At 44.9% G+C, this 12,839-nt stretch carries 12 protein-coding genes and 1 riboswitch; of the genes, 6 read left to right on the top strand and 6 right to left on the bottom strand.

The genetic code is table 11. The features are described from left to right. Positions 1–80: 80 nt before the first annotated feature. Positions 81–1,238, bottom strand: coding sequence for a D-alanyl-D-alanine carboxypeptidase family protein (locus NL644_RS01270; protein WP_164665922.1), 1,158 nt, complete (start codon positions 1,236–1,238; stop codon positions 81–83). 210 nt (positions 1,239–1,448) lie between these two features. Between NL644_RS01270 and NL644_RS01265 the strand changes: the two genes are divergently transcribed. Then, positions 1,449–2,744, top strand: coding sequence for an alpha/beta fold hydrolase (locus NL644_RS01265; RefSeq protein WP_253657890.1), 1,296 nt, complete (start codon positions 1,449–1,451; stop codon positions 2,742–2,744). A gap of 58 nt (positions 2,745–2,802) precedes the next feature. Here the strand turns inward: NL644_RS01265 and NL644_RS01260 are convergent, their stop codons facing one another. Next, positions 2,803–3,294, bottom strand: a complete 492-nt coding sequence (locus NL644_RS01260; protein ID WP_253657889.1) for a GNAT family N-acetyltransferase — start codon at positions 3,292–3,294, stop codon at positions 2,803–2,805. Positions 3,295–3,617: 323 nt separating this feature from the next. Here NL644_RS01260 and NL644_RS01255 point away from each other — a divergent pair, with 323 nt between their 5' ends. Next, positions 3,618–4,598 (top strand): rhodanese-related sulfurtransferase, encoded by a 981-nt coding sequence (locus NL644_RS01255; protein ID WP_253657888.1) that lies wholly within the window; start codon positions 3,618–3,620, stop codon positions 4,596–4,598. 70 nt (positions 4,599–4,668) lie between these two features. Here NL644_RS01255 and NL644_RS01250 read toward each other — a convergent pair whose 3' ends face one another. After that, entirely contained in the window at positions 4,669–4,974 is a 306-nt protein-coding gene (locus tag NL644_RS01250; RefSeq protein ID WP_134646142.1) for a DUF6482 family protein, read from the bottom strand. A gap of 108 nt (positions 4,975–5,082) precedes the next feature. Between NL644_RS01250 and NL644_RS01245 the strand changes: the two genes are divergently transcribed. From NL644_RS01245 to gbpA, 3 genes are all read left to right on the top strand, one after another. Continuing rightward, a complete protein-coding gene (locus NL644_RS01245) occupies positions 5,083–6,564 on the top strand; it encodes a cryptochrome/deoxyribodipyrimidine photo-lyase family protein (RefSeq protein ID WP_253657887.1) in 1,482 nt (493 codons plus the stop codon). Between the two features lie 80 nt (positions 6,565–6,644). Next, positions 6,645–7,145, top strand: a complete 501-nt coding sequence (locus tag NL644_RS01240) for a fasciclin domain-containing protein (protein ID WP_253657886.1) — start codon at positions 6,645–6,647, stop codon at positions 7,143–7,145. 273 nt (positions 7,146–7,418) lie between these two features. Then, positions 7,419–7,519, top strand: a riboswitch (cyclic di-GMP riboswitch). A 105-nt stretch (positions 7,520–7,624) separates the two neighbouring features. After that, positions 7,625–9,088: an N-acetylglucosamine-binding protein GbpA gene (gene gbpA, locus NL644_RS01235; protein WP_253657885.1), complete on the top strand. Its 1,464-nt coding sequence runs from the start codon at positions 7,625–7,627 to the stop codon at positions 9,086–9,088. 53 nt (positions 9,089–9,141) lie between these two features. On the opposite strand, the gene NL644_RS01230 is transcribed toward gbpA, so the two are convergent. Both NL644_RS01230 and NL644_RS01225 read right to left on the bottom strand, forming a co-directional pair. Continuing rightward, entirely contained in the window at positions 9,142–10,014 is an 873-nt protein-coding gene (locus tag NL644_RS01230; protein WP_253657884.1) for a patatin family protein, read from the bottom strand. 178 nt (positions 10,015–10,192) lie between these two features. Continuing rightward, positions 10,193–10,834 (bottom strand): MarC family protein, encoded by a 642-nt coding sequence (locus NL644_RS01225; protein WP_046875716.1) that lies wholly within the window; start codon positions 10,832–10,834, stop codon positions 10,193–10,195. 195 nt (positions 10,835–11,029) lie between these two features. Here NL644_RS01225 and nfsA point away from each other — a divergent pair, with 195 nt between their 5' ends. Then, the gene (gene nfsA, locus NL644_RS01220; RefSeq protein WP_006740796.1) at positions 11,030–11,752 is read left to right on the top strand and encodes an oxygen-insensitive NADPH nitroreductase; all 723 of its coding nucleotides are present in this window, start codon (positions 11,030–11,032) and stop codon (positions 11,750–11,752) included. A gap of 68 nt (positions 11,753–11,820) precedes the next feature. Here nfsA and NL644_RS01215 read toward each other — a convergent pair whose 3' ends face one another. After that, positions 11,821–12,720, bottom strand: coding sequence for a hypothetical protein (locus NL644_RS01215; protein ID WP_048625431.1), 900 nt, complete (start codon positions 12,718–12,720; stop codon positions 11,821–11,823). Positions 12,721–12,839 lie beyond the last annotated feature (119 nt).

The following is a 12,839-nucleotide window of genomic DNA, read 5'->3' as shown; positions in this document are numbered from 1 at the left end:
TTAAATAAGACACCGTCCAGCGTTTAGCTGGGCGGCCATCAACAAAAGAATGCAGAAAGACACTTCTGCTCGTTTTTATTCTAGTTAAAGAACGATTTCACCCACAGCACCAGACTGTCCCAAAGCTGACCGAACCACGAGCCCTCTTCTACCGCTTGGCTGCTGACCAGGGGATAACTCGCCACGGTACTGTCATCGCTTTTCCAAACGACCTTACCAATTTCATCTCCTTGCGCGAGCGGCGCAATCAACGGTTCATTTAACACCACACTCTTATCAAGCCCAGCCGTCATAGAACGAGGCAGAGTGAGATAGGCATCTTTGGCGAAGATCGCCTCAACTTGATTGTCATTTCCCTTCCAAACGCGAACTTTAGACTCAACCTGCCCTTGTTTGGCAACTTGTTTGGTGTCATAAAAACGAAAACCATAACTGAGCAAATTCTTGGATTGGCTCGTTCGAGCCTGTTTACTTGGCGTGCCCATCACTACCGAAATCAACCGCATTTTCCCTTCTTTGGCGGAGCTCACCAAACTGTATCCCGCATTGCTGGTGTAACCGGTTTTGCCCCCGTCGACGTCAATGGAATTGTCCCACAGTAATTTATTGCGGTTGTACTGCGTAATGTCGTTCCACTTGAAGACTTTCTCACTATATAGCGCATACACAGCGGGAACATCGTTGATGATCGACTGCATGAGTTTTGCCATATCGGTGGGTGAGGTTTGGATGCCTTCACTATCGAGACCATGGGAGTTTACAAAATAAGTGTCTTGCAGCCCTAACTTCTCCGCCCAACCATTCATCAATGCGACAAAGCCGCGTTCACTGCCAGCAACGTGCTCAGCCAGTGCAACGCACGCGTCATTACCCGATTGGATGATCACACCGCGCATTAAGTTCGCAACACTAATTTCATCTTTCGGTTTGATGAACATTTTAGAAGATCCGGGAAACTTGGCCGACCACGCGTTTTCGCTCACGGTGACAACATCATCCCATTTCAAACGCCCCGCTTTGATTTCTTGTCCAACGACGTAAGCGGTCATCAACTTGGTTAAACTAGCCGGAGCAAGGCCTGCTCGCCCGTTATGCTCGGCAATAATGGCACCGGATTGAAAGTCCATTAATACGTAACCTTTCGCCTTTAATTGAGGTGGGTTGGGCGTAACAACGGCAAAAGTAGGTACGCTTATTAAACAAGTCACAATAATCCATCGAGCCAGTGACACTTTCATCCGACTTCCTCCATGCTCTCACTTTGTCGCAACTCTATTGAGCATAGCTCACTCAACCAGTTGCACCAGTCGCTAATCGTTTCATTTTCTTGAACTTACATTGATTTGACCAAGGTATAGAACTGACGAAGCGATTTGGAAATAGCATTGGTTCTTCACGCCATTCGCAGTAAAGTAGCGCTACCCCTCAATAAGGAAATAAAGATAACAATGAACGCTCAATCATTTATCGACGCAGGATTGCATTACACTCCCCACAGTTTTACCGTTCCTCTGGATTACCAAGACGCGAGCAAAGGCACCATTGAAGTCTTCGCCCGTGCGGTTTGCCTAGTTGGCGATGAAGAATCGACCAAACCTTGGTTGGTTTACTTTCAGGGCGGACCGGGCTTTCCCTCTCCGCGTCAAAACGGCAATAACGGCTGGGTAAAACGCGCGCTGCAAGAGTACCGAGTTTTGCTTCTCGACCAGCGCGGTACGGGCAATAGTTCGATGGTTAATCATCAGACTCTGGCTCATTTCACGCCGCAACAACAGGCCGAGTACTTAAGCCACTTCCGAGCGGATAACATCGTGCGCGACGCGGAGTACATTCGTGAGCAATTTGGCGTCGAAAAATGGGCGATCTTAGGTCAAAGCTTTGGGGGGTTTTGCTCCCTCACCTATTTGTCTTTGTTCCCAGACAGCTTGCTGCAAAGCTACATCACGGGTGGCGTGCCATCAGTCTCGCGTCATGCCGACGATGTGTATGAAGCCACCTTCAAACGCACCATGGAGAAAAACCAAGCGTTCTTCCAACAATTTCCAAGTGCGCAACAACTTTGCCAAAACATTGCGAATCACTTGCTGGAAAATGAAGAGTATCTACCAAATGGTCAACGCTTCACGGTGGAACAATTTCAACAAATCGGCATCAACTTTGGTGTGAGTGATACTTTCTTGCCAACTTACTATTGGCTAGAAAGTGCATTGATTGAAGTGAACGGCAAACCACAACTTCGCTATGAGTTCTTGAACGATATGTTGGCGCAACAAAACTTCCAAACCAACCCGATTTACGCCATTTTGCATGAATCGATTTATTGCCAAGGTTTTGCGTCGAATTGGAGCGCTCACCGTGTTCGCCAAAGCCGTTCAGAGTTTAATTATGGACCTGGCAAGCCATTTTACTTTACGGGGGAAATGGTCTTCCCATGGATGTTCGATCAATACGTCAACCTCAAGCCACTAAAAGATGCCGCTGAAATATTGGCCGCGAAAGAAGATTGGACTGCGCTGTACGATCAAACACAACTGGCTCAAAACAAAGTGCCTGTCAGTTGCGCCGTTTACGCCGATGATATGTTTGTGGAAATGGATATCAGCCGAGAAACGCTCGCGCTAATCCCAAACTCAAAAGCGTGGATCACTAACGAGTACGAGCACAACGGTTTACGTGCCGACGGTGAGCGCGTTTTAGATAAGTTAATTGCGATGGGGAATCAAACCGCCGCTAATTTGAAATAAATACTATAAAAACGCCTCTTCTAGAGGTAAGAGGCGTTTCATTCCTACCATCTTGTTTTTACGAATCTCTTACGCGCTTGGTCATACGTTTCGTCATCACCCGGTAGCCCATTTTATGATAGAACTCCTCACCTTCATGGTTAAATGACGCCACGGTTAAGCCGATTTCTTCTATTCCTTGAGCACACAAATCACTTTCCATCTTATCCATCAGCGATAAACCTATTCCTAAGTTTCGATGGTTCTCTGAAACAATAAGCTCATGAATAAAGCCAACGCGTTTTTCTGGTGAAATCAGCGACTGAACGTTACGAACCGAACCAGAGATAAAACCGACGACCTTTCTTTGCGAACAAGCAATAAAAGCGCTCACGCTCCCGTCAAAATACTTTTCGAAGGTCCCATATGATTCTCTTAGTTGCGCCAATTCCTTGGGTGGACGATAGAAGTTCGGTTCAGCTTCATAGTGCGATGTATCGAGTTCAACGAGTAATTGTTTGAGCAAGGGAACATCTTCTTCCCTCAGCCGCCTGATATAAAACTGCTGCATGTCCTTTCCTTGCCAACTGATCCGATTATTATTTTGTAGCTCTTGCGCACAACTTTAATGAAGGACCGAAGAAGGAATCACAGTACAAATTTAAACCAAGAGTGTCGAGTTCAACTTACCTTGTTCTCTACAGTTTATGCTTATAATTTGAACACATAGCGATTTTACCCGCGTGACGCTATGCCGCATCAAAACACCGCTACATCCTGCCTAGCCATAATATCCGCATAATTTGTCCGTATTTCCGACTAATTTAGTCAGGTATACTTCGTGCCGCTAAAATTTTAAGGTCGTTGACCACCTGTATTTTTAAAGGAAACCTCATGAGTCAGTATGTAGTTTGTGCGCTGTACAAGTTTGTTGAGCTGAATAACTATCAAGAACTACGCGAGCCATTACTTGCGTTGATGGAAAAACACCATATTCGCGGGACATTACTGCTGGCAAGTGAAGGCATCAACGGCACTGTTGCCTCTGATCGTGCAGGTATTGATACGCTACTGGAGTGGCTAAACAACGAGCCTCGTTTGACAGGCACCGTATACAAAGAGTCGTACTCTGAGACCCAGCCATTCAATCGCACCAAAGTGAAACTGAAAAAAGAGATCGTAACATTAGGTGTTGAAGGCATAGACCCTCGCCACGTAGTGGGTACTTACGTGAAACCTCAAGAGTGGAACGATCTTATTGCTGATCCTGAAGTGTTTGTTGTCGATACACGTAATGATTACGAAATCGAGATCGGCACATTCAAAGGCGCTGTAAACCCAAATACTGAAACCTTTCGTGAATTCCCAGACTATGTAAAAGAAAACATGGATCCGACAAAACACAAGAAAGTCGCGATGTTCTGTACCGGTGGCATCCGCTGTGAGAAATCTACCGCTTACATGAAAGAACAGGGCTTTGATGAGGTCTACCACTTAGAAGGCGGCATTCTAAAGTATCTTGAAGAAGTTCCTCAAGAAGAGAGCATGTGGGAAGGCGATTGTTACGTGTTTGACGGTCGTGTTGCAGTAAACCACCAGCTAGAAAAAGCAGATTACGACTTATGTAACGCTTGTCGTCTACCGATCACTGAAGAAGACAAACAGTCTGATTTGTTCGAGCAAGGCGTGAGCTGCCCGAAATGTCACGGCACACACTCAGAAGAACAAATTGCTCGATTCCGCGAACGTGAAAAACAAATTGTTCTTGCAGAACAACGAGGCGAGCAGCATGTTGGTGGCGAAAGTGCCAAGCAAAGAGAAGCTCGACGTGCCGCTAAGTACGCACAAAAAGAAGCTCAGCGTAAACAAGACTAAGCTCGACTCTAATTCTATTTTAAGCGAGCTGCCGTAAGGTGGTTCGCTTTTACTATGCACCAACACTCTTTCAATACAATTTTGTATCCTTCACCAAAACCTCTAGTTGATTGTCTCTTTTGCCTTCGGGTAGCCCCACCATCTCATCATAAGCACTTTGATGTACTAAAACCTGCTTATTTGCTTTGATATTCTTGCACTTCTTTTGCATCTCGATAAGGGAATGAGCCCTCAAAAAGATACCGTTGTCGTCAGTGATGAATTGCGCTTTTCCATCAACTACGACAGATGCTTGATACAATGCGAGATCAAGCGAGTGAATGATCAATTTATCTACGTAGAAGAACTTTTCTAACTTACTCAGTGGTATCGACATGTCTCACCTCCTTGTGAGCAACCTCTACGTTTTAATGAACAAAACCGATCATTAGGTGAGATCTCTTCGGGTCATTTGCGTACAACATCGGAAACAAAGAGGATTCCGATGCAAACAATCAATGTCGTGTGGTTAAAACGAGATTTAAGACTGACTGACCACCAGCCCTTAACACAAGCATTGTCGTCAAAGCACCCAACGGTACTTTTATATATTGTTGAACCGTTGCTGTTAAACAACCCTCACTATTCTGAGCGTCACTGGCGATTTGTTTGGCAATCATTGCAAGACATGAATGAGACGCTCAAAGCCTATGGACACCGCATCACGGTTCTGTTTGGCGATGCCTTAGCATGTTTTCAATCAATTCAAATGCAATATCAAATCAACGCTGTGTTTTCTCATCAGGAAATAGGGCTCAACTGCACCTTTGAGCGCGATAAGCAAATTGCCGACTGGCTGCATGAGCAGAACATCACGTGGTTTGAGTTCGAGCACGGTGCTGTTATTAGAGGAGCAAAAGACCGGCAGGGTTGGGACAAACATTGGGATTTGGTCATGAGATCCTCCATAAGCCCTCTTGAGCTGCAAACCAACTTGTTGCATTCATTGGATGCAGAATCACTCGGCTGCGCGTTTTCGCCACCTTCATCCTGGCTATCAAAATGCAAAGGAATGCAAACGGGAGGAAGCCAACTCGCTTGGAAAACACTGGAGGACTTTTTCAATCGACGAGGTCGCGATTATTATCGAAGCATCTCTAATCCTAAGGCCTCACGTACAGCCTGTACTCGCCTTTCTCCATACCTCGCTTGGGGTAATATATCCTTGCGTGAAGTTTATCAGTACCTATTGAAACACTGGCAAGTTGCTGGGTTTCGTCGCAGCTTAATTGCGTTGTCTTCACGGCTGCATTGGCACTGCCATTTCATACAGAAATTCGAGTCGGAATACGACATGGAGTTTTACTGTGTTAACCGGGCTTACGAATCGTTGATTAAACAAAGTAGCACTTTCGATGAAGAAAAGTTAGCAGCATGGAAATCTGGATATACAGGCATACCTTTGATCGATGCCTGTATGCGCTGTTTGCATCAGACTGGCTATATAAACTTTCGCATGCGTGCCATGCTGGTTAGTTTTCTCACTCATCACATGAACATGGATTGGCGAACTGGCGTGACGCATTTAGCGCAACTATTCCTCGACTTTGAGCCTGGTATTCATTACCCACAATTCCAAATGCAAGCCGGGGTAACTGGGACCAATACAATCCGGATTTACAACCCGGTTAAGCAAGCCCAAGAACATGACCCTGATGGCGCGTTCATCTATAAATGGGTGCCTGAATTGCAAATGGTCCCCACCCCACTATTGTTCGAGCCCTGGACAATGACACAGATGGAAACCGTCATGTACCACTTGAAACCGGATAGCCGTTACCTAGCGCCTATTGTCGACCTAAATAGCGCAGCTAAAGACGCAAGGGAGCGTCTATGGGCATGGCGGAAACGGGCCGATGTAAAACAAGAAGGCAAACGGATTTTAACGCGACACGTGAGGCCATCGAAAGAAAGCAGGGCTCGTTGATCATCTCTTCATTTAGATGCGTACAAACGAAGACATTCTCTAGGGAAACCGTTGTACCCTCAACTCGTAAGGAACACATTATGTTTAAACGTATCTTGGTTATCACGGCTACATTGATGGCGACTTTATCTTTTATGCTTCCCGTCAAGGCTCATGAGCATGGCATGATGAAGGCTGATATTGTCGACGTTGCCACAGAAAACGGCTCTTTCAATACACTTGTCGCTGCAGTGAAAGCGGCTGATCTAGTCGATACACTCAAAGGAGAAGGCCCATTTACTGTTTTTGCACCAACGGATGACGCTTTTGCAAAACTGCCTGACGGTACAATCGATATGCTCTTAATGCCGGAAAACAAAGACAAGTTAGTATCCATTTTGACTTATCACGTCGTCCCAGGGAAAGTAATGGCTGCCGATGTTGTTAAGCTAGACAAAGCAACTACGGTTCAGGGGCAAGACGTGATGATTAAAACCATGGGCGACAAAGTCATGGTCAACGATGCAAATGTAATGGCAACCGATGTGAAAGCTAAAAACGACGTCATTCATGTTATTGATACCGTCATTATGCCTAAATAACATGATTCAGAGGGCGGTATATTCCGCCCTTTAAACGGTGCTTCTTCTATCCTTAATACTGCCCCTTCCCTACCTTCGACCCAACAACCAATCACTCATTCACTCCAACTATTAAAAAGACAAAAACAACATCAAAACCAATACCTTAGAAACAAAAAAGCACAATATCAATGAGGTTGGCGTACCGTTACCTTTCAATTTGAGAACATGATTCCATGTCAGTGTCGTTTACTTTTCCACATGTAAATTCTTGAGCTAAATTTTGGCTGCTCAATCACATTTCGGCAAACCATTCGAAAGGGTGGGACGCAAAGCTTCCGGTCTGTCAGCATTCCATCATCAAAAGTAATGCTCATGATAGCGGGGTTGCCATGTTGCAACACTACATTATCCAAAGTATGGATTCATGCAGCGTTGCTTCATGCTCAGCATGCGCCGAGGTGTGACATTAATTTGTCAGCCATAACAGAGGACATGTGATGAAATCCTTCCCAACCAAATCCGTACTTGCATTAGCACTTGCAAGCATTAGCTCAAGTGCTGCGGCTCACGGCTACGTATCAGAAACCAATGATGGTGTCGCTGCAAGTCGCGCGGCACTATGTAAGTATCCAACACCTGATACCAACGAAAAAAATAATAACTGCGGTGCCATTCAATACGAGCCACAAAGTGTTGAAGGTCCTGATGGTTTTCCACAAACAGGGCCTCGCGATGGAAAAATAGCAAGTGCCGAAACCGCTCTAGCTGCCGCTCTTGATGAACAAACTGCCGACCGCTGGGTTAAACGTCCTATTCAATCAGGTACACAGACTTTTGAATGGACATTTACAGCTAACCATGTGACGCGTGACTGGAAATATTACATCACCAAACCTGATTGGAACCCAAATGCCTCACTATCACGCGACTCGTTTGATCTGACTCCTTTCTGTGTAGTCGACGGCAATATGGTTCAACCTCCAAAACAGGTGAGCCATCAATGTAATGTGCCTACGCGAGAGGGGTATCACGTCATTCTGGCGGTATGGGATGTTGGTGACACAGCGGCTTCATTTTATAACGTGATCGATGTGAAATTTGATGGTGACAGTCCAGTCATTCCAGATTGGACGCAAGGCGGTCAAATTATTCCGACGATGGATTTAAATGTTGGAGATTCGGTTTATACACGCGTATTTGATCAGGCGGGTGAAAACATAGCTTATCGAACCGAGCTAGAAATTACCGATGCAGTCATGGGCAAAGCGAAAAACTGGTCTTACGCTCTAGCAACGAAGATCAACCAAGAGCAAACTAAACTGCAAGCTGGACAGTATGCCGAGGATAAATTCACTCCTGTTTATGGTACTAACCCGGTGTACCTGCAAGCTAATAGCGGCCTTGAGCGTGTAGAAGTCGGCTACAAGATAGAAACTCCCGCTCCAGAGTACTCACTCACAGTAGATGGCTTAGCAGACGAGTATATCATTGAGTCAACAACGACAACTTTGGATCTGACACTAACTGCTGAAGGCGATTTAAACGCAGAACTCACCGTGTACAATCACCACCGTGAGCCACTTTCAAGCTGGGCAGACGAAATGAAAGACGGCTCGGTGGAGGCTGTATCGCTCGCTTTAAGCAAATCAGAGCCTGGCCACCATATGCTCGTGACTCGTATTAAAGACAAAGATGGCAACTTGGTGGATCAGCAAACGCTCGACTTTCACTTAAAAGAAGAGTCAGTAACGCCACCACCATCTGGCGAGTACGATTTTGTCTTCCCTGAAGGGCTATCTAGCTACACGGCGGGCACAAAAGTGCTTGCAAGCGACGGTGCCATTTACCAATGTAAACCCTTCCCATACTCTGGTTACTGTGTACAGTGGAAAGAAAGCGCAAACCAATACGAACCAGGAACAGGTTCGCACTGGGAAATGGCTTGGGATAAAGTCAACTAAATCGCCCTTTGAACGTTAAGTAAAAAGAGCCTCGCTATGAGGCTCTTTCATTATCAAACGCAAAAATGGCAGTTTTCCCGATCTAAACCATGAACACCTGACAAATTAGCCAAATGAGCCCGCCCTTCTATCAGCCCCATTTCATAACCTTCCAATAGAACGGTTTGCCGCATTGATAAGCGCTGAACAGGAAAATTATCTGGTGGTGCAATCACTCTGACATGCGTTCCCGGTGGAGGGTTACGAATAAATTCCAACGATTGATTGTAGTTATCTGCACGTCTTAACATCGCGTCCGCCATTTTAGGATGTTCGGCAAATAACTTCTTCATCAGCCATGTGGTTTTTACTGGCTTCTTGGCATAATTTAGCGCGTGAGAAAGCACAACGGTTATGTCGCGAGCTCCGCGACGATAAGCCTCACGCACCGGGATAGAATCTGCAACCCCACCATCGGTATAGCAGCCTCCAGAAAAGCAAGGGGTGTGCTTGTATGCAATGGGTAACGCTGTTGTCGCTTCAATCGCATGATGAAAATTATCACGCGTCACGCGATAATAGTCTGCCTGTCCTGTATCTACATTCGTCGTCGCTGCCAGAAAAGGAATACCATTAAACAGTTTATTTTCATCGACGGGATACAAACGATTAGACTCTTCAAACAGCCACTTCACATCAATGAGATCCCCACCTTTAACGAATCGAGTCGGATCAAAAAAGCGTTTACTCGTTGCCAGCTTAGTAATGACATTAATGCTGCGATGTGGATAGTCGGTCAAATAACCAATCAAGTTTGATGCGCCAGCAGATACACCAATGGCAAAATCAAACGGTTTATAACTCTGCTCTAAAAACGCATCTAGCACTCCGCTTGCGAAGACACCTCGCATCGCGCCACCTTCCACTACAATTGCTTTTGTTGCCATATTTCCCCCATTATTCTTGCCAAAAGAGTAATGAAATTCGTGCAATCAAAACAATTGAATATTCTTATTATTGAAATAGGTGAAGTCTATTTATTTCTTTCTTAGAAAGTGAAAACTAAAGTTCAAAAAATCCACACCAGCTAGAAATGTAGGTGTGGATTTAGAGAGATGGAGACGCCTATGAGAAAACAGTTTTATAGGCTTCGCCCGCGCCATCAATAAACATTTGAGTACCGATAACCGCTAGGATTAAGCCCATCATTTTCGTCACGACGTTCAGAGCACTCGGTCCAACTGCTTTGACCAATTTGTCTCCAAATAAAAACAGTATATAGGTAATAACACACAACACAGCAAAAGAAACGATGGTAATAATGGTTTGATCAAAACCACCCGCCGTAGCAAAGTTCATCGCGGTAGCAATCGTTCCAGGCCCTGCTAATATCGGCATTGCAAGTGGAGAAACGGCAATGCTCAACGCCGCCTGCTGCTGCGCTGGAGAATACGCTTTCTCTTTAGTTTTCTGATGCGTCGAATCACCTTGAAGCATATTAAAACCGATCAAAAACACCAAGATACCGCCCGTTATTCGCAAGGCGTACAGCGTGATACCAAACAAATCAAAAATTAATTTACCGGCGATCGAAAATATCGCAATGATGACAAATGCAATAAAAACCGAACGAAGCGCCATGGAACGTACGGTTTCCCTATCCTCATCAGCCGTTAAACTCAAAAAGATAGGAATATTGGCGATGGGGTTCATGATCGCAAAGAAGCCCATAAACACCGTGACTGTATGAACGATGAGTTCTTTCATATTTTCCACTGCAGTTAAATTGTTGATTCTAAAAACAGTATATACGCTCTCAAGCAGAACGAGTGATGTATTCTCTATTCATCTTCACACTTATGCGCTAAGCATTGTTTTTCTTTTGAGATAGTTTACCGACTCATCAAATATCGCTAAGGTGAGGCTTCAGCCTTTACATGTAACAGGGGATGTTAAGTCACCATGAACAGTACGATACAAACAATTCTCAATCACCGCTCAATTCGAAAGTTCACCTCGCAACCTATTGAAAGCGAACAATTAGAAACGATTCTACAAGCTGGCCTTGCGGCGTCTTCATCAAGTATGTTGCAAGTCGTCTCAATTATCCGCGTGACCGATAAAGAAAAGCGTACGCTATTGGCACAATATGCGGGGAATCAAGGGTACGTTGAAAGCGCTGCTGAGTTTTTGGTGTTTTGCATTGATTACCAGCGCCACGCCAGTATCAATCCTGATGTGCAAGCTGATTTCACCGAGTTAACACTTATCGGTGCTGTTGATTCTGGCATCATGGCACAAAACTGCTTACTTGCGGCAGAGTCTATGGGACTAGGAGGCGTGTATATTGGTGGCTTACGAAACAATGCTCAAAAAGTCGACGAGTTACTAGGCTTACCTAAAAATACAGCCATTTTATTTGGTATGTGTCTTGGTCATCCAGATCAAGCCCCTGAAGTTAAGCCACGTCTACCTGCTCATGTCGTGGTGCATGAAAATCAGTATCAAGACCTAAATTTGGATGATATTCAGGCTTATGACCAAACCATGCAAAACTACTATGCAAACCGTTCGAGCAATCAAAAACAAAGCACTTGGTCACAAGAAGTCACCAGTAAACTAGCTGGCGAATCACGTCCGCACATCCTGCCTTACTTAAACAGTAAAGGGCTCACTAAAAGGTGATGAACACAGTACAATAGGATCAAAAAAGGCCTCTGAGAGGCCTTTAGAATTTATCAGCAAAAACTCGCTTAGTTACCGCCTGTCGCGCCAGTGCCATCTCCAGGTTGTGGTTCTGGTTTAATTGGCTTACCAGGTTTCGCTTCAGGAATGGTAGGAACAGTTGGTTTAATTTGATCTACAGGTTTACCTTCAGCGATATCTTTTTCAACCTGCTCAACAACGTTCTTTGTATCTTCTTCAGAAATCTCTACGTAAATCACTTCATCAGAACCCGCGCTAGCTTTAGGGTAATGTGGATTCTTCGCAATCACTTCTTCGGTAATCGATTTTGCAGCAACTGCTACAGCTTCAGGTGCAGCTGTTGGGGTTGCTTTAATGATATCCGATACAACGTTCGCTGTAGCAACTAACTTCGTAGCAAGTTCACTATTACCGCCTTCACCTTGAAGATCTTCAACTACTGACTCTGTATCACGAAGGATTTCATCAACCGTTTTACCACTTGCATTGATATCAATACCTAAGTTCTCGAATACTTTTTCGGCGATATCAGAAGAGTAAACCTCACCTTCTTTCAAAGAGTTAGAAACCAAAGTCGTAAATGGAGAGCCTGTTACTAATGAATCCGCCTGCGCTAAGCCTTGAGGGATTTTGTAGTCAGATGTAATAGGTTTGCCATTTGATGCGTCTTTACTCTCATCAGTATGCGTCAATACGAAAGCACAGTCACCTGGCGCATTTACGACATTGATATTTTCAAAACGCGCTTCACCAACCATACCTTCATAGTTTGTTGTATTTTCAATCGCGTCGTATGTTTCACCACCACATACAGCTTGAACCTTCATGCCGATAACAGCTGGGTCATAAGCCTGTACTGAGTATGTTTTTACCTCAGGATCGCTGTCACTACCACAACCTGCTAGTAGGACTGCTGCCACACTTGCCGTTAAAAGTTTGATTTTCAAAATTAGCTCCAATATTTGTTGTTATATCCGACCGCAACAGGAAGCATAACGGCAGTTGCATATGGTGTAAATAGTATACATACAACTTTGGCATGAGTTTTTTCACATTCCCGCCTGTT

Origin of the sequence: Vibrio sp. Y10_XG_PY6, from assembly GCF_024181795.1 — a bacterium.
GTDB lineage: Bacteria > Pseudomonadota > Gammaproteobacteria > Enterobacterales > Vibrionaceae > Vibrio > Vibrio diabolicus.
The sequence above is the reverse complement of the archived record's forward strand: the minus strand, read 5'-3'. Positions and strand labels throughout refer to the sequence as shown.